General features: G+C 30.2%; 23 protein-coding genes. 19 read left to right on the forward strand and 4 right to left on the reverse strand.

Annotated features, from left to right (window positions below):
- The coding region (locus H2280_RS06815) for a DUF2920 family protein (protein WP_337216051.1) at positions 1–135 on the reverse strand (135 nt) is incomplete at its 3' end.
- A 142-nt stretch (positions 136–277) separates the two neighbouring features.
- On the opposite strand from H2280_RS06815, the gene lepA reads away from it, so the two are divergent.
- From lepA to H2280_RS06910, 19 genes are all read left to right on the forward strand, one after another.
- Positions 278–2,068 carry a translation elongation factor 4 gene (gene lepA / locus H2280_RS06820; protein WP_337216039.1) on the forward strand — a complete coding sequence of 597 codons (1,791 nt, stop codon included), beginning with the start codon at positions 278–280 and terminating at the stop codon, positions 2,066–2,068.
- Positions 2,069–2,171: 103 nt separating this feature from the next.
- Positions 2,172–2,813, forward strand: coding sequence for an outer membrane lipoprotein MapA (gene mapA / locus H2280_RS06825; RefSeq protein ID WP_337216040.1), 642 nt, complete (start codon positions 2,172–2,174; stop codon positions 2,811–2,813).
- Entirely contained in the window at positions 2,810–3,385 is a 576-nt protein-coding gene (locus tag H2280_RS06830) for a ComF family protein (RefSeq protein ID WP_337216041.1), read from the forward strand. The genes mapA and H2280_RS06830 overlap by 4 nt, the downstream gene beginning before the upstream one ends.
- 40 nt (positions 3,386–3,425) lie before the next feature.
- Complete coding sequence (gene gyrA, locus H2280_RS06835; protein WP_337216042.1) at positions 3,426–5,987, forward strand: DNA gyrase subunit A; 2,562 nt, start codon at positions 3,426–3,428, stop codon at positions 5,985–5,987.
- Positions 5,988–6,055: 68 nt separating this feature from the next.
- Entirely contained in the window at positions 6,056–6,577 is a 522-nt protein-coding gene (flgP, locus tag H2280_RS06840) for a flagellar assembly lipoprotein FlgP (RefSeq protein WP_337196087.1), read from the forward strand.
- Complete coding sequence (locus H2280_RS06845; RefSeq protein ID WP_337196088.1) at positions 6,553–7,002, forward strand: hypothetical protein; 450 nt, start codon at positions 6,553–6,555, stop codon at positions 7,000–7,002. Before flgP ends, H2280_RS06845 begins: the two co-directional genes overlap by 25 nt.
- Positions 7,003–7,049: 47 nt before the next feature.
- Entirely contained in the window at positions 7,050–8,345 is a 1,296-nt protein-coding gene (locus H2280_RS06850; RefSeq protein WP_337216043.1) for a sigma-54-dependent transcriptional regulator, read from the forward strand.
- 1 nt (position 8,346) lies between these two features.
- Positions 8,347–9,387, forward strand: coding sequence for an aspartate-semialdehyde dehydrogenase (locus H2280_RS06855; RefSeq protein WP_337216044.1), 1,041 nt, complete (start codon positions 8,347–8,349; stop codon positions 9,385–9,387).
- Positions 9,387–9,893, forward strand: a complete 507-nt coding sequence (locus H2280_RS06860) for a YqhA family protein (protein WP_137623363.1) — start codon at positions 9,387–9,389, stop codon at positions 9,891–9,893. Before H2280_RS06855 ends, H2280_RS06860 begins: the two co-directional genes overlap by 1 nt.
- Positions 9,894–9,949: 56 nt before the next feature.
- Complete coding sequence (locus H2280_RS06865; RefSeq protein ID WP_137623362.1) at positions 9,950–10,141, forward strand: pyruvate ferredoxin oxidoreductase; 192 nt, start codon at positions 9,950–9,952, stop codon at positions 10,139–10,141.
- 9 nt (positions 10,142–10,150) lie between these two features.
- A complete protein-coding gene (locus H2280_RS06870; protein ID WP_137623361.1) occupies positions 10,151–10,582 on the forward strand; it encodes a c-type cytochrome in 432 nt (143 codons plus the stop codon).
- Positions 10,583–10,638: 56 nt separating this feature from the next.
- Positions 10,639–11,718, forward strand: coding sequence for an ABC transporter substrate-binding protein (locus H2280_RS06875; protein ID WP_407920017.1), 1,080 nt, complete (start codon positions 10,639–10,641; stop codon positions 11,716–11,718).
- Positions 11,719–11,726: 8 nt separating this feature from the next.
- Positions 11,727–12,836 (forward strand): ABC transporter substrate-binding protein, encoded by a 1,110-nt coding sequence (locus H2280_RS06880; protein WP_337216045.1) that lies wholly within the window; start codon positions 11,727–11,729, stop codon positions 12,834–12,836.
- Between the two features lie 7 nt (positions 12,837–12,843).
- A complete protein-coding gene (locus H2280_RS06885) occupies positions 12,844–13,782 on the forward strand; it encodes a branched-chain amino acid ABC transporter permease (RefSeq protein ID WP_137623358.1) in 939 nt (312 codons plus the stop codon).
- The gene (locus H2280_RS06890) at positions 13,783–14,826 is read left to right on the forward strand and encodes a branched-chain amino acid ABC transporter permease (protein ID WP_337196093.1); all 1,044 of its coding nucleotides are present in this window, start codon (positions 13,783–13,785) and stop codon (positions 14,824–14,826) included.
- Positions 14,823–15,593, forward strand: a complete 771-nt coding sequence (locus H2280_RS06895; RefSeq protein WP_137623356.1) for an ABC transporter ATP-binding protein — start codon at positions 14,823–14,825, stop codon at positions 15,591–15,593. The genes H2280_RS06890 and H2280_RS06895 overlap by 4 nt, the downstream gene beginning before the upstream one ends.
- Positions 15,580–16,275: an ABC transporter ATP-binding protein gene (locus H2280_RS06900; RefSeq protein WP_137623355.1), complete on the forward strand. Its 696-nt coding sequence runs from the start codon at positions 15,580–15,582 to the stop codon at positions 16,273–16,275. The genes H2280_RS06895 and H2280_RS06900 overlap by 14 nt, the downstream gene beginning before the upstream one ends.
- Before the next feature lie 19 nt (positions 16,276–16,294).
- Positions 16,295–19,534, forward strand: coding sequence for a cytochrome c biogenesis protein (gene ccsA, locus H2280_RS06905; protein WP_337216046.1), 3,240 nt, complete (start codon positions 16,295–16,297; stop codon positions 19,532–19,534).
- Positions 19,534–19,995, forward strand: a complete 462-nt coding sequence (locus tag H2280_RS06910; RefSeq protein WP_337216047.1) for a hypothetical protein — start codon at positions 19,534–19,536, stop codon at positions 19,993–19,995. Before ccsA ends, H2280_RS06910 begins: the two co-directional genes overlap by 1 nt.
- Before the next feature lie 184 nt (positions 19,996–20,179).
- On the opposite strand, the gene H2280_RS06915 is transcribed toward H2280_RS06910, so the two are convergent.
- The 3 genes from H2280_RS06915 to H2280_RS06925 form a co-directional block, all read right to left on the reverse strand.
- Entirely contained in the window at positions 20,180–20,617 is a 438-nt protein-coding gene (locus H2280_RS06915; RefSeq protein ID WP_337216048.1) for a hypothetical protein, read from the reverse strand.
- 139 nt (positions 20,618–20,756) lie between these two features.
- Entirely contained in the window at positions 20,757–21,311 is a 555-nt protein-coding gene (locus tag H2280_RS06920; RefSeq protein WP_337216049.1) for a hypothetical protein, read from the reverse strand.
- 560 nt (positions 21,312–21,871) lie between these two features.
- Positions 21,872–22,216 (reverse strand): hypothetical protein, encoded by a 345-nt coding sequence (locus H2280_RS06925; protein ID WP_337216050.1) that lies wholly within the window; start codon positions 22,214–22,216, stop codon positions 21,872–21,874.
- Positions 22,217–22,376: the final 160 nt, after the last annotated feature.

Raw genomic sequence — 22,376 nt, forward strand, 5'->3', positions numbered from 1 at the left:
ATACGCAATAAAAACTATAGCTTTTATTTCTTTTTCATCATCATAAGTTATACGATATTCTAGTTTTGAAGTTCTTTTGATATTAAGCTCTACATCATCACAAGAAGAAATTTCATAAGTTTTATTGACAAGCATTGATAACCTTTTAATATTTTAAAGATGATTATACTTAAAATTTGGTAAAAAATAAAAATACGCATCTATTTAAGATTAAATTTAATCATTTCTGAAAAATATTTTTGCTAAAATTTTAAAAAGTATATTTTTTAGGAAGACAATGGAAAATATTAGAAATTTTTCAATTATAGCGCATATTGATCATGGAAAAAGTACTCTAGCAGATAGAATTATTTCAGAATGTGGAGCTATTAGCGATAGGCAAATGAGTGCTCAAGTTATGGATACTATGGATATAGAAAAAGAACGAGGCATTACAATAAAAGCCCAATCTGTTCGTTTAGAATACACCTTTAATAATCAAAAATATATTTTAAATTTGATCGACACTCCAGGTCATGTCGATTTTTCATATGAAGTAAGCAGATCTTTGGCAAGTTGCGAAGGAGCTTTGCTTGTAGTTGATGCTTCTCAAGGCGTTGAAGCACAAACCATAGCCAACGTTTATATCGCTCTTGAAAATAACCTTGAGATTATCCCAGTTATCAACAAAATCGATCTTCCAAATGCGGATGTAGAGAAAGTTAAACATGAAATTGAGCATATTATAGGTATAGATTGCAAAGATGCAATTTGCGTGAGTGCTAAAACAGGTTTAGGGATAAAAGAGCTTATAGAAACAATTATCACTAAAATTCCAGCACCAAAAATAGACAATGAAGCTCCTACTAAAGCTTTAATTTATGATTCTTGGTTTGATAATTATTTGGGCGCTTTGGCTTTAGTGAGAATTTATGAAGGGCAAATTTCTAAAAACGATGAAGTTTTGGTAATGAGTACAAATAAAAAGCATATTGTCCAAGATCTTTTTTATCCCCATCCTTTAAATCCAATCAAAACGCAAAGTTTAAAATCAGGCGAGGTTGGAGTTGTCGTTTTGGGGCTTAAAACTGTTGGCGATGTGCAAGTTGGAGATACCATCACTTTAACTAAAAATAAAGCTAAAGAAGCTATAGGGGGTTTTGAAAAAGCAAAGGCTTTTGTATTTGCAGGACTTTATCCTATAGAAACAGATAAATTTGAGGATTTAAGGGATGCTTTAGATAAATTAAAACTCAATGATAGTTCCATTACCTACGAGCCAGAAACTTCTTTGGCTTTAGGTTTTGGCTTTAGGGTTGGTTTTTTAGGTCTTTTGCACATGGAGGTTATTAAAGAAAGATTAGAAAGAGAATTTAATCTTGATCTTATTGCTACAGCTCCAACAGTGACGTATGAAATTTATCAAACTAATGGAGAGCTTTTAAAAATTCAAAACCCTAGCGAACTCCCACCGGTTAATAAAATCGATCATATTAAAGAGCCTTATGTTAAAGCTACGATTATCACTCCGAGTGAGTTTTTAGGAAATTTAATCACTCTTTTAAATCGCAAAAGAGGGATGCAGGTGAAGATGGACTATATCACACCTGAACGTGTTTTATTGGAATACGATGTACCTTTAAATGAAATTGTGATGGACTTTTATGATAAATTAAAATCTTTAACTAAAGGATATGCGAGTTTTGATTATGAGCCGATCGAATTTCGTGTTGGAGATTTGGTTAAGCTTGATATTAAAGTAGCGGGAGAAAATGTCGATGCTTTAAGTATTATCGTGCCAAATGAAAAAGCGCTTAGTAAAGGAAGAGAGCTTGTAAGTGCGATGAAAGAAATCGTTCCTAGACAGCTTTTTGAAGTTGCTATTCAAGCAAGTATAGGAAATAAAATCATTGCAAGAGAAACGGTTAAGTCTATGGGAAAAAACGTAACCGCAAAATGTTATGGCGGGGATATTACTAGAAAAAGAAAGCTTTTAGAAAAGCAAAAAGAGGGTAAAAAAAGAATGAAGGCTATCGGTAAAGTTCATTTACCTCAAGAAGCCTTTTTAAGTGTTTTAAAAATTGATTAATTTTTTTAAATTGAACTTATTTTTAAATTGCACTTGAAATTTGTTGATAATTTTAATACAATGCTTGAAAAATAATTTTTTATAATAAATTTAAGGAGAAAAAATGATTAAAAAGTGTTTACCTTTTGTGCTTGCTGCTTTGTTTTTGAATTCTTGTGCTAGCAAGAATACTTTTGATCAAGTTAATCAAATTTCTAAAGATTCAGCGTGCAGTCCTTGCGAAAGCCCAAGTGGTTATGAAGCTAAAATAAAAGGTCTTTTATATATCAGCGATGTTGGAATTCAATGTTGTGCCAACAAACGCACTCTAGATACTGCGGTGGCTTTGAAAAAAGTATATTTGCATCGTTTTTATGATTTAAAAGAGGAGCAAAAGGTATTTTTTGCGAAAAATCAAAAATTGTATGTAGATTTAGATTTTAATGCTATTTTTTATGTTTATTTAAAACAAGAACTTCAAGCTAGAGGCATTGTAGTGCTTGACGATAATAGCGCGGATTCTCCTTATGTGACTAAAATTGATCTTGCTTTTTCAAAATACAGTGCAAGACAAGATGGAGCAGGGTTGCATTCAAAACTTGTTGGAGTTTTAAATTTAAGCGATGTTAATAAAAATAGAAAATTTACTTTACGCACAAAACAAGATGTACAAGGTTTTGAAAATTTAAAAGACGTTCCATTTTATACACATTTACTTATAAAACAAATGGCTAATAAAGCAGCAAGCATTATTTCAGAGCTTTGAAATGTTTAAATTGCGGAGGTTTTACTCTGCTTTGTTTTTGCGATGTTTGTTCTCAAGAATTATCTGAATTTTCTTTAGGGATAAGAGTTCTTGAGGATAATTTTAAAGTGTATTCTTTTTATAAATATCACGAGATAAAACATTTATTACACTCCAAACATCATTTTTATGGTTATTTTGTTTTTCATTTTTTAGCAAGGCTTAGTTTCGCTAAATTTAAAAATTTCTTTTCTCCTGATGAAAAAATCAATGTTATAGCCTTAGATGATAGGGTGGAAAATTTACTCTATTCTCATTCAGCCATTTTAGCTAAATACTTAAAAACTAAGTTCATTAAGCCTGTATTTGGAGCTTTACATTCTCAAAATTCTTTAAAATATTCCGGAAAGAGTTTGACATATAGGCAAAAAAATAAAAGAAATTTTAAACTTTTAAAAAGAATTTCTCATCCTGTGATTTTAGTTGATGATATTGTAACTTCGGGTTCTAGTTTATTGGAAGCTAAAAAATTTTTAGAAAAAAACAAAATTTCTGTTCTTTTTGCCCTTGTTTTAGCTGATGCAAAAGTTTAATATGGTAAAATAAAAATTTCAATATTGTGGAAGGATTTTTATGGAAAATATTTTTAACAAAGATTCTGATATTGAGATTGTCGATATAGAAAATTCCATTAAAAGTAGTTATTTAGATTATTCTATGAGTGTTATTATCGGGCGTGCTCTTCCTGACGCAAGGGATGGTTTAAAGCCTGTGCATAGAAGAATTCTTTATGCTATGAATGATCTTGGTGTTGGGAGTCGCAGTGCTTATAAGAAATCCGCGCGTATTGTCGGGGATGTGATCGGTAAGTACCATCCACATGGCGATATCGCTGTCTATGATGCCTTAGTAAGAATGGCGCAAGATTTTTCTATGCGTTATCCAACTATAGATGGGCAAGGAAACTTTGGATCTATAGATGGAGACGGTGCTGCTGCAATGCGTTATACTGAAGCTAGAATGACGATTTTAGCTGAAGAACTTTTACGTGATATTGACAAAGATACGGTGGATTTTATTCCAAATTATGATGATTCCATGAATGAACCTGATGTTTTACCTGCTAGGGTGCCAAATTTATTACTTAATGGATCTAGCGGTATTGCGGTGGGTATGGCAACCAATATTCCTCCACATAGTTTAAATGAATTAGTTGATGGTCTTTTATATTTACTTGATAATAAAAATGCCACTTTAGAAGAATTGATGCAATTTATCAAAGGCCCTGATTTTCCAACCGGCGGTATTATATATGGTAAAAAAGGTATTATTGAAGCTTATCGCACTGGACGCGGTCGCGTAAAGATTAGAGCAAAAACTCATATAGAGAAAAAGTCAAATAAAGATATTATTGTTATAGATGAACTTCCTTATCAAACTAATAAAGCAAGACTCATAGAGCAAATCGCTGATCTTGTAAAAGAAAAACAGATTGAAGGAATTTCTGAAGTCAGAGATGAAAGCGATAGAGAAGGAATTCGTGTTGTTATAGAGCTTAAACGCGAAGCAATGAGTGAAATTGTTTTGAACAATCTTTTCAAATCTACAACAATGGAAAGCACCTTTGGTGTGATTATGCTTGCCATTCATAATAAAGAACCAAAGATATTTTCTTTAAGTGAGCTTTTAAATCTCTTTTTAACTCATAGAAAAACAGTTATTATTAGAAGAACTATTTTTGAACTTCAAAAAGCAAGAGCAAGAGCGCATATTTTAGAAGGTCTTACTATTGCACTTGATAACATTGATGATGTGATAGCTTTGATTAAAAATAGCCCTGATAATGCTAGTGCAAGAGATTCTTTAATGGCAAAATTTGGCCTTAGTGAAATTCAAGCTAATGCTATTTTAGATATGAAACTAGGTCGCCTAACAGGACTTGAAAGAGAAAAAATCGAAAATGAACTTGCAGAGCTTATGAAAGAAATCGCAAGATTGGATGAGATTTTAAAAAGTGAAAAATTACTTGAAGATTTAATCCGCGATGAATTAAAAGAAATTAAAGCCAAATTTGATGTACCGCGTATCACTCAAATAGAAGATGATTATGATGATATAGATGTGGAAGATTTGATTCCAAATGAAAATATGGTGGTGACTATCACTCATCGTGGTTATATCAAGCGTGTTCCAAGCAAACAGTATGAAAAACAAAAGCGTGGCGGCAAAGGCAAGCTTGCTGTTACGACTTACGATGATGATTTTATAGAAAGCTTCTTTACAGCAAATACTCACGATACCTTGATGTTTGTAACCGATCGAGGTCAGCTTTATTGGTTGAAAGTTTATAAAATTCCAGAAGGATCAAGAACTGCTAAAGGAAAAGCTGTTGTTAATTTGATCAATTTGCAAGCTGAAGAAAAAATTATGGCAATTATTCCAACAACTGATTTTGATCAAAGCAAATCTTTATGCTTCTTTACAAAAAATGGTATTGTTAAGCGTACTAATTTAAGTGAATATCAAAATATACGTAGTGTCGGTGTAAAAGCGATTAATCTAGATGAAAATGATGAACTAGTTACAGCAATCATTGTCCAAAGAGATGAAGGAGAAATTTCTTTAGCTTCAATGGTGGATAATATTGAAGTAGAAAATGAAGAGTTACCAGAAGAGGAAATAAAAGGAAAAATGCTTTTTGCGGTTACAAAAAAAGGTATGTGTATTAAATTTCCTCTTGCAAAAGTGCGTGAAATTGGCCGCGTAAGTCGTGGAGTAACGGCTATTAAATTCAAAGAAAAAAATGATGAATTAGTGGGTGCTGTTGTCATAGAAAATGATGAGCAAGAAATTCTAAGTGTTAGTGCTAAAGGTATAGGAAAACGCACAAATGCTGGAGAGTATAGACTTCAAAGTAGAGGAGGCAAGGGTGTTATTTGTATGAAACTCACTGATAAGACTAAAGAACTTATTAGCGTGGTGATTGTAGATGAAGATATGGACTTGATGGCTCTTACAAGTAGTGGAAAAATGATCCGAGTTGATATGCATAGTATTCGCAAGGCCGGACGCAATACAAGTGGAGTTATCGTTGTAAATGTAGAAAATGATGAAGTTGTTAGCATTGCTAAATGTCCTAAAGAAGAAGTTGATGAGGAAATTAGCGATGAAAATCCAGATTTAAATTTAGAATAGTTTTGTAAAAAGTTGGAACGCTTTTTGCTTTTAAAGTATTAATGACAAAAAATTTTGAAGGTGTAAATATGAAAAAAATTTTTATGATGCTAGTTGTAGCAGGAATTTTTGTTGGCTGTGTGCCAAGCGCTAATGGAGTAGCGGGCAAGAATGCAAGTAGCACTCCTGCAAATTCTCAAGCTCCAGAAATTATCGTACAAAAAGTTGATAAAGATGATGTACGCGATATCATCAAGCAAGAAAAAATGTTAGCTCCTGATACAACAGATAGCGAACTTAGTTTTACTGCTGTTGGAGAAGGTATCGCTCCGATGAATACTGTTTCTACAGCTCAAGCACTTGCACTCGCAAAAAGAGCAGCTATTACAGATGCTTACAGACAACTTGCAAGCAAACTTTATGGTGTGAAAGTAAATGGTAAAGATACTGTTAAAGATGCTATGCTTAGAAGCTCAACTATTACTGCTCAAGTAAATGGATTGATCAAAAATGCAAGTATTATTGATGAAAATTTCAATCAAGGTCTTTATAGAGTAAATGTAGAACTTAAGATTGATGCGGACAAGTGGAAAGAATTGTTTGCTTATTGATTTTTTTAAGCTTGAAAGTTTTTGCTCAAGATGAATTTATATTTTGGGCAGAACTTTCAAGTAAAAATTTAATTCTTTTTCATCAGAGTCAAAATATCTCTTTGGCTATGACTCAAAGTGAAAATGCTATCAGCGAATTTGCCTGTGAAATACCCTACAATGATGATGATTTAAAAAAATTTCCTAAAACTGAATTGGGCATGATTGATGATCATATGGCAAAAAATATCAAGCTTAATTTTTTAAATTCTCACAAAGAAGAATTAATCGATTGTTTTACTGGCGCAAAAGTTTCTATAAAAGATATTACAAAAACAGATCTTATGAAGGCTCAAAATGAAATTTATATTAGAATTTTACCTTTGCGTTTTAGTGTGGATTTTGGTTTAAAAAGTGCCATAATATATTATCTTAAAAAAAAGTGACTTTAAGCCTTATTTTGTTATTATTGTAAAAATTCTAAAGGTTGGTAATGAATTTAGTGATCGTAGAAGATGATATCAATATGAGAAAATCTCTCGAAATAGCTTTGGGTGAATACGAGGAATTTAAAATCAAATCCTATAAATCAGCCACAGAAGCACTTAAAAAAATCGATTCTAGCACGGATTTGATTATTACAGATATAAATATGCCTGGAATGGATGGTCTTGAATTTGTTAAAGCTTGTGAAAACAAATATGACTTTATTATTATGACAGGAAACGCAACCTTAAATCGCGCTATTGAAGCTATGCGACTTGGAGTTAAAGATTTTTTAACCAAACCTTTTGATATAGAAACTTTAGTTGAAGCTATTAAACGTGCAAAGATTATACGTCAAAAAACTTCTGATAAAAAATCTAAAGGACAAAATACTCATAAAAACACAGGTTTTTTCTCTACATCCGAAAAACTAGAACAAGCTTTAAATTTAAGTAAAAAAGCAGCAAAAACAGATGCTTCGGTTATGTTTTTTGGTGAAAGTGGGGTAGGTAAAGAGGTTTTTTCTCGTTTTATTCATGAAAATTCACAACGTTTTGATAAACCCTTTATAGCTATTAATATGGCTGCAATTCCTGCAAATCTAATAGAAAGCGAATTATTTGGATTTGAAAAAGGAGCCTTTACAGATGCTAATGCTACTAAAATAGGTCTTTTTGAAATGGCTAATGGAGGAACTTTATTTTTAGATGAAATTGGTGAAATGCCTTATGAGATACAAGCAAAACTTTTAAGGGCTTTACAAGAGAAAGAGATTGTAAGACTTGGAAGCACTAAAAATATTAAAATCGATGTAAGAATTATAAGTGCGACTAACGCTGATTTAGATGAAAAAATAAAAAATGGAGAATTTAGATCAGATCTTTATTATCGTTTAAACACTATTCCTATAAATATTCCGCCTTTAAGAGAGCGTAAGGAAGAAATCTTAGAAATTGCTAATAAAGTTCTTGAGCAAACTTGTCAAGAGTATAATTTTGAAAACAAATGTTTAAGTAAAGAAGCTGAAAAAACTTTACTAGAATATAATTATCCAGGTAATATCAGAGAACTTATTTCCATAGTGCAACGTGCTTGTATTTTAAGCGAAGGAAATGAAATTTTACCTCAAGATTTATTTTTGGAAGCTAGGACTTTTAAAAAAGATGTGAAAAATTTGGAAAAAGAATTATTGGAGCAAATTTTAAAAGAGCTTGGCTTTGATAAACAAAAAGCGGCAAATGAGCTTGGAATGAGCCTTGAAATTTTAGAAAAAAAAATCAAGCAATATCAAATAAAGGAATAAAATGGCAAAAAAGCAAAAAATAGCCATAGTTGGCGCAACTGGTGCTGTCGGAGAGGAGCTTTTAAACGTTTTAGAAGAGTTTGAATTTCCAGTTGAAAGCATCTTGCCTTTAGCAAGCGCTAAAAGTGCAGGGGATGAGATAGAATTTAAAGGAAAAGTTTATAAAGTAAAAGAATTAAAAGAAGATACTTTTAAGGAAAATCCAGTCGATATCGCTTTTTTTAGTGCAGGTGGAAACATAAGCAAACAATACGCTAAATTTGCCGTTGAGTGCGGTGCTGTAGTTATTGACAATACAAGTCATTTTAGAATGGATAAAGATGTTCCTTTGGTTGTTCCAGAATGTAATTTTGAAGATATTAAGGATTGGAAAAAAACAGGAATTATTGCAAATCCAAATTGCTCAACGATACAAATGGTACATGTTTTAAAACCACTTGATGATGCTTTTGATCTTAAACGAGTAGATGTAAGCACTTATCAAGCTTCTAGTGGTGCAGGTAAAGAAGGTATGCAAGAATTAGTTGAAGGAATGCAAAGCTTTTTTGCTTTTAAATTAGACGAATTTAAAGCTCAAACCTTTCCACACACTTTAGCTTTAAATTTAATTCCGCACATCGACGAATTTACAGATAGCGGATATACTAAAGAAGAGTTAAAGATGATCAATGAAACGCAAAAGATTTTACATAAAAAGCTTCAAATTTCAGCAACTTGCGTTAGAGTTCCGGTCTTAAGAAGTCATAGCGAGTCTATTACTATGCATTTTAATCAAGAGGTTGATGCTGCCAAAGCGCGTCAAATTTTAAAAAAGGCTTCAAGTGTTGTTGTTTTAGATGATCCAAAAAATAAAAAATATCCTATGCCTTTAACTACGAGTGATACTAATGAAACCTATGTAGGAAGAATTCGCCCAGATCAATACGATAAAAAAATACTTCATTTGTGGTGCGTTGCGGATCAAATTCGTGTAGGAGCGGCGACTAATGCCGTTAGAATTGCTCAAAAATGGTTGGAATTGAAAAATAATCAGGAAAAATAATGTTAGAAAAAATTTTTGAATCTTTATTGGTTAAAAGTCGCATAGTTACAATTTTGCCTGTGATATTTGGGCTTATAGGTGCTTTTGTGCTTTTTGTGATTGCAAGTTATGATGTTTTTAAAGTGATTTTATACACTTATAATTATTTTTTTGGTTTAAATGCAAGTATTGATTTACATGAAGATGTTGTTGCTTTGATCATAGGAGCTGTGGATCTTTATTTGATGGCTTTGGTTTTGTTTATTTTTTCTTTTGGTGTTTATGAGCTTTTTATCAGTGAAATTGAAGAATTTAAGCAAATGAAACAAAGTAAAGTTTTAGAAGTGCATAGTTTAGATCAGCTTAAAGATAAGCTAGCAAAAGTTATTATTATGGTTTTGATTGTAAATTTTTTTCAAAGAGTTTTGCAAATGAAATTTTCAACACCTGTGGATATGACTTTTTTAGCAGGTTCTATCTTGGCACTTTGTTTGGGTCTTTATTTTTTACATAAAGGAAATCATTAAGATTGATTATCTTTTTTTGATATAATCAACTCTTTAATTTTTAATAGAAAGTGTATATGAAAATAATATTATTTTTTATTTCAATGATGCTTTGTTTAAATGTTTGCAATGCGACACCTTTGGATGAAATTTTTAAAGATATTGAGGTATCTGGAACTATACGTTATACGTGTGGAAATTCAAAGAGTAAAAATATCCATGGCTATAATTTTAACAGAAATGATATCAATATAAGTAAAATAAATTAAGGAAATATGATGATTTTTCGTTTGTTTTTTATAAGTTCTATTTTTATCGTAGCTCTTTTTGGCGTTAGTCTAAAATCTATTTTTGGATATACTTTTGATGCTAATAAACAATACAATTTAGCCGAAGCTAAAAAGATTTATTTTAAAAATAAATGCAACGTTTGTCATGGGGATAATGGAGAAAAAAGTACCTCTCGCTTTAAGGCATTAAAGGATATGTCCGCAGAAGATATTAAAACGGCTTTAATAGGTTATACTTTGGACAATACTTCTACTATGACTTCTCAAATGGCCTTATATGCTAAAAATTTAAGCCATGATGATATGGATAATATTATCGCTTATGTTAAAGGAGATAATTTTGCTCTTGATTTACAAGTTAAAGATTTGATAGAGGAGGAGCCTCCTAAAAAAACAGAACATAATATTTTTTTAAAATAATTTAAAAAGGATTAACAATGAAAAAAATAGTTTTTTTGTTAAATATTTTTATTTTTATGAATTGCAGTTTATATGCAAAAACAATTAATATAGGTGTTGTCTTGCCACTAACAGGATCGGTAGCTGCTTATGGACAAGATGTTTTTAGTGGGGTTGAGCTTGCTAATAAATTAAATCCAAAGCTTGATAATGGCGATATAGTCAAATTAATTATAATTGACACTAAGGGTGATAAACTCGAAACAACAAGCGGCATCAATCGTTTAATCACACAAGATAAAGTTTTAGGCATCATTGGAGAAACCACTACACCAAACACAATTCAAGCAATTTCTATTATTGAAGATAAAAAAATCCCTCTTATAGCTCCAGTAGCTTCAGGAGATAAGCTTTTAGACGGTAAAAAATATGCTTCTCGCGTTTGTTTTAGCGATGGTTTTCAAGGTGATAAATTTGCTACTTATATCACTAAAGATTTAAATTTAAAAAATGCTGTTATTATTATTGATCAAAGCAATGTTTATTCTTTAGGTTTAGCAAAAGCTTTTGAAAAATCTTTAAAAGCTAATGGTGGAAAAGTTTTAAAAAAATTGATAATTAGCTCCGGAGATAAAGATTTTAGAGCGATAGTATCGCAACTAAAGAGTTTAAATCCCGATTTTGTTTATATGCCAATTTATCATCCAGAAGCAGCTTTGATAGCTAGACAAGCTAAGCAATTAGGTTTTGATAAATTATTAACCGCAGGAGATGGGGTAAATAATAAAACCTTTATAGAATTAGGTTCAAGTGCTGTTAATGGTGTGATTTTTACTGATAGTTTTGATTCTAGCAATCCTTCAACAAATCGCGGTAAAAAATTTATTGCTGAATATGAAAAAGAAAAAGGAGATAAAGATCTTCCTGCTTTTTCGGCAATGGGTGCCGATGCTTATTATGTAATGCTTAATGCTATGAATGCTTGTAAAGATAATCTAACAAGTGAGTGTATCAATGATAAAATTCATCAAACTAAAAATTATGAAGGCGTTGGGGGTTTTATAAGCATTGATGCCAATGGAAATGCCGTTCGCCCTGTTGTTATAAAAGAAATTCAAAATGGTAAGCAGGTTTATAAAGCCTTGATAAAACCTTAGGAGCACCCATGAGTAAAAAAATAATTTTAATTGCATTTTTAATTTTAAATTTAGAAGCTAAGGATATTAATCTAGGAGTTGTTTTGCCTCTAAGCGGAGCTACGGCAGCTTATGGGCAAAGTGCCTTAGATGGTATTGAGATTGCAAATAAAATGCAAGGATCTTTACAAAATGGCGATAAGATCAATTTAATAGTTTTAGATACTAAAGGCGATAAAATAGAATCTTCAAGTGCGGCAACTCGTCTAGTTACTCAAGATAAAGTATTGGGTATTATTGGTGAAATGATCACTGCAAATACCTTACAAGTTATGAGAGTAGCTGAAGATAATAAAATTCCACTCATTGCACCTGCAGCAACTGGAGATAAACTTTTAGAAAACAAAAAATATTCTAGCAGGGTATGCTTTATGGATAGTTTTCAAGGATCTTCCTTGGCAAAATATGTTAATGAAAAATTTGGCTTTAAAAAAGCAGTTGTAGTAGTGGATCAAAGTACGGATTATTCTTTAGGCTTAGCAAAAGCTTTTGAAAAGGAATTTAAAGCAAGAGGTGGAAAAATTTTAAAGGTATTAAGGGTAAATTCAGGAGATAAAGATTTTAGAGCTATAATCACTCAAATTAAAATTTTAAATCCAGATTTTATTTATTTGCCGCTTTATTATAGCGAGGCAGCTTTGTTTGCAAGACAATCAAAAATCATAGGCTTAAATGCTCCTATGGGTTCTGCTGATGGCGTTGCGGATGCTACTTTTATAAAATTAGCTAAGGAAGCATCTGATAATTATATTTTTACTGATAGTTTTGATTCTTACAATCCTATAACAAAACTAGGTAAGGATTTTATCTTAGCTTATGAAAAAGAGAAAAAAGATAAAGAAGTTCCTGCTTTTTCAGCAATGGGTGCTGATGCATACTTTGTAATGCTTAATGCTATGAATGCTTGTAAAAATAACCTAACAAGCGAATGTATCAATGATAAAATTCATCAAACTAAAAACTACGAAGGCGTTTCTGGGATTATCAGTATAGATAAAAATGGTAATGCTATTCGTTCTATTATTGTAAAAGAAATTAAAAATCAAAAACCAATATATAAAGATATAATAAATCCTTAGGACTAAAATGGACTCGATTTTATTTTTTCAGCAAATTGTTAATGGTTTAAGTTTAGGGAGTATGTATGCTCTTATTGCCGTAGGTTATACTATGGTTTATGGTGTTTTAAGGCTTATTAATTTTGCCCATGGTGATATAATGATGGTTGGAGCTTATATAGCGCTTTTGCTTATTAATTGTCTTTCTCCATTTATCAATACTACTTTATTAGATAATCATTATGTCTTAGCAATTTTTATAGTCGCTTTAATAGCTTCTATGATTTTTTCTTCTCTTGTGGGAGTGATTATTGATAAAATTGCTTACAAGCCTTTAAGAAAAGCTCCTAGAATTTCACTTTTAATTACAGCTATTGGGATTAGCTTCTTTTTGCAAAATTTATTTAATATGATTTTCACTTCAACAGAGCAGCAATTTCCAGTTCCTCCAATTTTTGAAAAAATGGTTACCTTGGGTAAAGTCAGTATGACTTTAGGTTCTTTATTAGTTCCTTTGGTGACTTTACTTGTAATGTTTATTGTTCTTATCTTGCTTTATAAAAGCAAATATGGTATTGCTATTCGTGCTTTAGCTTTTGATATACAAACGGTAAATTTAATGGGAATTAATGCAAACCGCATTATAGCTATTGTTTTTGCTTTAGGTTCTGCTTTGGCAGCTTTAGCTGGAATTTTTTGGTCGAGTAACTATTATTCAGTTTATCCTACTATGGGAACTTTAGTAGGGCTTAAGGCGTTTGCAGCGGCTGTTTTAGGTGGAATTGGTTCTGTGGTTGGAGCTGTTTTAGGTGGGTTAATTATAGGACTTACTGAAGTGATGGTTGTTGCTTTCTTTCCAGATCTTTCAGGCTTTAAAGACGCTTTTGCTTTTATCTTTTTAGTATTTATTTTGCTTTTTAGACCAACGGGAATCTTGGGTATTAATTTTGAAAAAAGTAGGTTTTAGATGATAAAGATGAAAATTTCTGCTTTAATTTATATTATTTTAGCTATTGCTTTTATTGTGATAGCACCGCATTTTTTTGATAGCTATGGAATGGGGATTTTAAATCAAATTGCTATTTATATCACTTTAGCTGTGAGTTATAATCTTATCAATGGCGTGACTGGGCAATTTTCATTAGAGCCTAATGGTTTTATTGCTATTGGTGCCTATGCAGCCGCTTTAGTACTTTTAAGCGTTGATCAAAAAAATGATTTATTTAGCTTAGAAGATCCTAGCCCTATTATCTTAGCTTTTCACACAAATTCATTTATTTTAGCTCTCATAATTGCTGGATTTAGTGCTTGTGTTTTATCTTTAATCCTTTCTTTTGCGGTTTTTCGTGTTAGGGGTGATTATCTAGCAATTGTAACTTTAGGTTTTGGTATTATCATACAAAAATTAGCTATCAATTTTCCAAGTTTGACAAATGGTTCGATGGGATTAAATGGCGTTCCTTTATTTTCTAATTTATATTGGACGGGTGGTATTGCAATTATTGCGGTTATTTTGATTTTGAATTTAGTGTATTCTAAATTTGGTAGAGCTATGAAAGCTATACGTGATGATGAAGATGCCGCGAGTGCTATGGGTATCAATACTTTTTGGATTAAAACTCTTGCATTTTCAACTTCTGCTTTTTTAGAAGGAGTAGGCGGGGGGCTTTTGGTATGCCTTCTTGGATCAGTTTCTCCTGAACAATTTGGTTTTGAATTTACTTTTGTGCTTTTAATTATCATTGTTTTAGGTGGGCTTGGTTCGACAACTGGAGCCATAGTTGGATCTATATTGGTTATAGGTGGTATGGAATGGTTGAGATTTTTAGATGAATTGCAGATTAAAATTGATATTTTAAATATCAATATCGAGTCTATGCCAGGTCTTCGTATGGTTGCTTTCTCTTTGGTATTAATCTTAGTTATGCTTTTTGCAAGAAGAGGAATTTTTGGAGATAAAGAGCTGAATTTCTTTTTAAGCAAAAACTCCAAAAAGAAAGGATTTAAATGATACTAGAATTAAAAAATATCACTAAATCTTTTGGAGAAGTGCAAGCGATCAATGAGACTTCTTTTTGTATCCAAAAAGGAGAAATTTTTGGTTTAATTGGACCTAATGGAGCTGGAAAGACAACTTTATTTAATATTATCACAGGAAATTATAAACCAACTAGTGGGGAAGTTTTTTTTCAAGATCAAAAAATAAGCCATCTTAAACCTTATGAAATTGTGCATTTGGGCATAGCAAGAACTTTTCAAAATATAAGACTTTTTTCAAGTATGAATGTTCTTGAAAATGTAATGATAGGCTTTAATAAGCAAATGAGATATAGTATTTTAGAAGCATTTTTTCATTTGGGGCGTTTTGGCAAGGTTGAAAAAGAATTTAACCTCAAGGCTTATAACATTTTAGAGGAATTGGGAATAGCTGATTTGGCAAATGAAAAAGCTACAAGTTTAAGTTATGGGCAACAAAGAAAGGTTGAAATCGCTCGTGCAATGGCAACAAACCCAAAACTTTTATTGCTAGATGAACCAGCTGCTGGTATGAATTCAAGCGAAAGCGATGAGTTGGCTGAACTCATTTTAAAATTAAGAGAAAAATATAAAATCAGTATTTTATTGATAGAGCATGATATGAAATTTGTTAATCAGCTTTGTGATAAGGTTTTAGTGCTTGATTATGGTAAGACTATCTTTGAAGGAAAATTAAGTGATGCGGTTGAACATAAAGAAGTGATCGCTGCTTATTTAGGGGATTTTGATGCTAGTAGTTAAAGATTTGCATGTATATTATGGCTTGATTGAAGCTGTTAAGGGTATAGATTTTAAGGTTGATACAGGTAATATAGTTTCACTTATAGGTTCTAATGGAGCAGGTAAAACTTCTACTTTAAACGCTCTTTTAAATTCAGTTAAACGCACCGGAGAGGTTAATTTTTTAGGCTATGATACTAAAAGGCATTTAACTCATACTTTAGTACAAAAAGGTATAGCTTTGGTTCCAGAAGGAAGACGTGTTTTTATTAATCTTAGCGTGGAGGAAAATTTAAAGATCGGAGCTTATAATAATAGTGAAAACTATGAGCACTTAAGAGAACAAATGTATAAATTATTTCCACGACTTGCAAGCAAGAAAAATTGTATGGCGGGAAGTTTAAGTGGTGGAGAAGCTCAAATGTTGGCTATTTCAAGAGCTTTGATGAGTGAGCCAAAGCTTTTAATGCTTGATGAACCTTCTTTGGGTTTGGCGCCTAAAATTGTTGGTGAAGTTTTTGATATTATAGTTCGTTTAAAAAATGAAGGTATAACTATACTTTTAGTTGAACAAAATGCTTATTCTGCTTTAAAAATAAGTGATTATGCCTATGTTTTAGAAAATGGCAAAATTGCGATGCAAGATAAAGCCAAAAATTTAATTGGAAATGATGATATTAGAAAAAAATATTTAGGATTGTAAAAAAAAGGACATTAAAAAAATGAAAAGAATAATTAAGAGTGTAGGGGATTTAAGAATTTCTATAATTTTATTTTTAATTTTTGCGTTATTTTGTGCCTTGGCAACTTTTATAGAAAGTTCTTATGGAACTCCTACAGCTTGGGCTATGATTTATGATGCTTTTTGGTTTGAATATATTCAATTGTTACTAGGTATAAATTTGTTATGTGGTATGTTTCGCTATAAAATGTTTAATTTAAAAAAACTGCCTTTGATGATTTTTCACCTATCTTTTCTTTTTATTCTTGTAGGAGCTGGAATTACGAGATATTACGGATTTGAGGGAACTTTATCCATCAGGGAACATACGCAAAATTCATTGATAGAGAGTTTAAAAACTTCAGTTCGCTTTTCTGCCATCAAAGATGGGGAGCAATATAGTGTTGTAAATGATCGTTATATCGGAAATTTACCTTTTGCTAATCATTTTAAACTTGCTTTAAATATGGGCAATGATAAGGCTGTTTTAAAATATAAAGATTTGATTTTAGATGCTGATTATGTTTATAAGGAAAATAATACTTCAGATCCTTTACTTGCTATAACATTTTCTCAAAAAAATATGCAAGGAATGACAATGGAGTTTAAAAAAGGAGAAGTTAAAAATATTGATGGAATCAATTTTTCCTTTATGAATGATGATGTTGCAAAACCTTATGTAAAAATTGATCAAAATTTAAATTTGACTTCAAGTGAAGATCTAAACGTGTTTAATATGAAAGAGGGTAAAAATTTTATCTTAAAAACTACAGAGAATCAAAATGCTAAAGATCTTAGACTTTACAATATTAAAGATCTAAATTTTGTTATAAAATTTGCTTCTTTACATGGAGATCGTGAAATTCAAGGTGCTAATAGACCACAAGATGAAAGTTTTTGGTTGTGGTTTAAATCTTCTTGGATGGAATTAGCTAGAACGATGCTAGTTTCAAGTTTTGGAGAGCCGCAAAATTGGAAAACTTCATGGCTTTTAAGATTTAAAGATTTTGCAATGAGTAAAGAATATCAAGCCTTAAATCTAAAAGGTGAAAATGCTTTAAAACTTGAATTAACTTATAAAAATAAAAGTAAAGATTTTTATATTTTTGAGTATGGTAAGCCTGAAGTGGTTGAATTAGAAGGGCAGAAATTTTTTATTTCTTGGGGACTTTCTTACAATAAATTACCTTTTGAAATTTATTTAAATAAATTCGTTTTAGATCGCTATCCAGGTTCTATGTCTGCGGCTTCTTATGCAAGCGAGATTACAGTTAAGGATGGAAGTAAAAATTTTGATTATAGGATATTTATGAATAATGTTTTAGATTATAATGGTTATAGATTTTATCAAAATTCTTACGATCAAGATGAAAAAGGGACAGTTCTTTCAGTCAATAAAGATCCAGGAAAAACTCCAACTTATATAGGTTATTTTTTACTAATCTTAGGAATGTTTTTAAATTTCTTTAATCCAAATTCAAGATTTAGAACTTTAGTGAGACTAATCAATCAAGACTCTTTAAAGAATATCGGAGCTTTTTTATTGGTATTTTTTATTTTTTGTGGAGCAAATAAAGCTTTTGCTAAGGATAATGATTTGCCTATAGTAAATCCAGAACACGCTAAAGCTCTCGCTTCTTTAGTTTTACAAAAATCTTTAGATGGTAGAATGATGCCTTTTGATACTTTATCAAGAGAAATTTTAGAAAAAATTCATCACAGTGATACTTACAAAGGGCAAGATGCTAACGCAGTAATGCTTTCTATGCTTATAGGTGTGGATAAATGGCAAAATGAACCTTTTATTTTAATGCCTGATGATAGTGCTGTTCGTAAAGATATTGCTAAAATTTTAAAAGTTTCTGATAAAAAATATATTTCTTATAGAGATTTTTTTGATGAAAACAATCATTATAAACTTCAAAAATATGTAGAAAATGCAAATAGGAAAAATCCAAATACAAGAAATACTTTCGATAAAGAGATTATAAAGCTAGATGAAAGAGCTAATATTGTTAATTTAGTTTTTAGTGGAGAGCTTTTTAAATTTATTCCAGTACAAAATGATCAAAATAATCTTTGGTTGGCGCCTTATTCTGCTATTACAACTTTAAAGGGAGAAGAAGGAGAGATTGTTTTAGCTTTGGTGCGAAATTATTTTGGGGCAGTTGATCAAGCTTTTAGTGATAATAATTGGACTAAGGCAGATAAAGCTTTGGGATTAATTAAAGAGTATCAAAGTAAAGTCGGATATAGAGTTATGCCAAGTGAAAATAAAATCAAGACTGAAATTTTTTCAAATAAGATTAAAATTTTTTCAAAATTAATCCCCGTTTATTTGATTGCAGGAATTTTACTTTTGGTAATTGTTTTTGCTAAAATGATTACTCCAAATTTAAAAATAACAAAGATATTTAAAATTGTATATACTCTAAATATATTAGCTTTTGTTATCCATACTATAGGATTGATTCTCCGTGCATATTTATCCGAGCATGCACCTTGGAGTGATGCTTATGAAAGTATGATTTATATTGCATGGGCTTTATCATTATCTGGGATATTTTTCTCTAAAAAAAGCCCTATAGCTTTATCTCTTACTTCTATTTTATCGGGTATAGTGTTAATGGTGGCTTATTTAAATGAAATAAATCCTCAAATTACAAATCTTAGACCTGTTCTTAATTCTTATTGGTTAAGTATACATGTGTCCGTTATAACTGCTAGTTATGGATTTTTAGGTTTGTGTGCCTTGTTGGGTATTTTTGTTTTATTATTGATGTGTTTTCTTAAAAAAGATGGAAAATATAATTCTAATATCTTAAGAAATATCACAGAGGCTACTAGGATCAATGAAATGGCTATGATTTTGGGACTTTGTTTGCTTACAGCTGGAAATTTCTTAGGGGCAATTTGGGCAAATGAAAGCTGGGGGAGATATTGGAGCTGGGATTCTAAAGAAACTTGGGCATTGATAACTATTTTAGTCTATGCTGCAATTTTGCATCTTAGAATGATTCCTAAATATTGCAACCAATTTGTATTTGCTTTGTGGAGCATGTTTGCTTATTGGGTAGTTGCTATGACTTATTTTGGTGTGAATCATTTTTTAACCGGTATGCATTCTTATGCAGCTGGAGAAGCAGTTCAAATTCCTGATTATGTTTATTGGATTTTTATTGCAATGCTTGTTTTAGCATATTTTTCAAGAAGAAAACGTCATTTTGTAGGTAGGCTTTAATGAATTATATTTTTATGGTAATTTTTTGCGTTGCTTTAGCACTCTTTTTATTTTTAAGTTTAATTGCTTATTTGATTACGAGTAGTGGTAAAAAAATACCTAAAAAAGATAAAGATACACCCGCTGTTAAAAAAAAGGCTAAAAGAGTATTTGATACTAATTTAGATAATATGATTGCAGCGGCGGCTGATCCAAATTTAAGCGATTCTGATTTACAAGAATTAGCTAAGTTATATGTTGCTACGCATAAATTAGGATCTAAAACTTCTAAAGAATTAGATGATGCTACTAAGAAAAAATTAGAATTTGTTGCATCTTTGGCTTCAAATATAAATGCAAGCCCTCAAACTGTAAGCTTTTTAAATAAAGAGCTTAAGAAAATTTCTGCCTCGTATAAAAAAGAGATCGATGCTTATGAGCAAATGGGATTAGCAAAGAGAAAAATTAAAGAAGAGCAATAATAAAATTTAAAATAGCTTGATTTTATGTAAATATTTTATAATCAATATTTACATAAATTCTTAAAAGATAAAGTTAATAAATTTAAGTTATTGATTTTTTAATCCATTTTTATAAAGTAAATTTTAAAATTTTTATTTGCAAATTTTTCATTTCTTGATATTTTTTTAAGTTTATCAATGTCTATTATTTTTTATATCTTGTAAAAATTTCTTTATGCAAGATAAAATCTCCAATTTTGCATTTACCTGACTTAAGAACTATGTTATTATTTTGTTTTTCAACTTCAATATCGCAAAAATCGTTATTATACTCCATAGAAAATATTTTTATAATAGCTTTTGTAGGAGATTTTAAATTGATTATTCTAATAACTGAATAATTCATATCATTTGGCTTTTCTGTGTAAAAATTTGTATCCCAATCATCAAAGGCGCTACCATTTTTAGAATATCCAATTTCACAATAAATTCCACCCATCATCTCATCATTATAACAATTATCACTTATTTGAAAGGCTTGTTTATCGGCTACATAAATACCTTGCCAATCCTTTACAAAAGTAGGAAATTCTTTAGCATAAGTGATGTTTAAAAACATTAAGAATAAAAAAATATATTTCATTATTCTGCTTCCTTATTTGGTTGCGGTAATAAAAGCAATGACTTTCATCAAGAATTTGTGAAATTTGGTTTTTTGCTTCATTTTAGCATTTTTATCTTTTATTTAAAAAACATAAGTTTAAATTATAGTAGCAAAACTTTTATTTTTCTTTATAATTTTGTAAAATTTCTAATATCTTTTTATACCTTGATATCGCTTTAAAATCCTTTTTATTTTTAGCTTCTTTGATTTTTTGAGTTGTGTATTGAAATAAAGAAAGTTCTTTTTGTGTTTTTTCATCCTCTATGGTTGCTTTTATATCAATCACTTTATTCTTAAGTAAAAATTTTAATGCTTTTATACTCCTTTTATCAATGGCTTGTTGTTCATAACTTACAGAAGGGATAGCTATACCATTAAAAAATGTCATATTGTGTTCTGGATCGGGTTTTAATTTTTCATACATATATTTTAATCCCACAACATCATCTTTGGCAATCATATCAAGAATAGCCCAATTAGTTTGAAAAGAATATCCTTTGTTACCTTGAGCTTCGTTAGTTTCATAAGCTTTTTTAAAATTCCATTTTCCATGTCGTTTAAACCAATCATTGTATATAGTTGATTGATTTGTTGTTTGTTTTGATATAGGACTTGCACTGATACATCCAAATCCTAGCAAAATTATAAAAATTATAATGTATTTTTTAATCATATTAGCTTCCTAGTAATCTTCATTATAAGATCTTATCCTTTATATTTTTTTCAAAAATTTATAAGTCCCATACTCTTACCAAATAACAAATTCTCTAAAATATTAAAAGGATATAAGGCATTGCATAAAGTTAAATAAATAAAAATTATTGTATGAAATTTCGGCTTTTTGTATGCTACAAACAATAAAGCCACAAAAAATAAAATCAAACAACTTTCATAAATAATAAATGTTGTTTTGTTTATATTAAGCACAGTTTGTAATAACCCTAGCATATTGTCATTGATTATCATGTAATATATATCATTGATAGTAAAAAATATCAGAAAAACACCTGATATAAAAATGGCTCTAAATTTGTGTTTTAATAGTAATATTGGTATAAAAATACAAAATAACCATATTAAAATAGTATTTGTCATTGTATAGCCTTGCATAAAAATATAGTAAAATGCTAATCTAATAAAAAAATATCACATTTTTTATTTTGCTTATTGTCGCAACCAAAATAAAATTTATGATTATTATTCCAAATTTCAAAGCTTCCGCCTGCATTAATTTCAAAAAAAATAATCAATATTATCTAAAGAAAATCTTCCTCTAATAACACAAGGAATTTGATCAAAAATGCGGTAAGAAGTTTGCCAGTCTTCATATTTTTGACTGATTTTAAAAAACTCTTTTAAAGACTCCTCGTTAAATTTCCATCCTTTACAAGCTTTTTCTAAACCAAAATATTGTTTGTTTAACAATACTGAATTATCAATGTAAATTCTTTCAATTTTAGAAAAATCTTTTATTGATAGATTAAGATTTTGTTCAGTTGCTGATGTTAAATCAATAATCATACTCGTATAGATTAGCACCTTCACTACTTGTCTTATATGAAATTTTATCGTATTCACGGATATTCTTATCGATCAAATTATATTTTGATTTTAAAAAATATTAGGTTTTTGATAGGTTTTTTGCTTTTTTATTGTCTCATCCATAGCTTGCATTTCTTCTAAAGTTTTCATTTGTTTTTCCTTAAAATAATTTTTTAAAAATCTTTTTTTATTTGTT

Origin of the sequence: Campylobacter sp. 2457A, from assembly GCF_020135895.1 — a bacterium.
GTDB lineage: Bacteria > Campylobacterota > Campylobacteria > Campylobacterales > Campylobacteraceae > Campylobacter_D > Campylobacter_D taeniopygiae.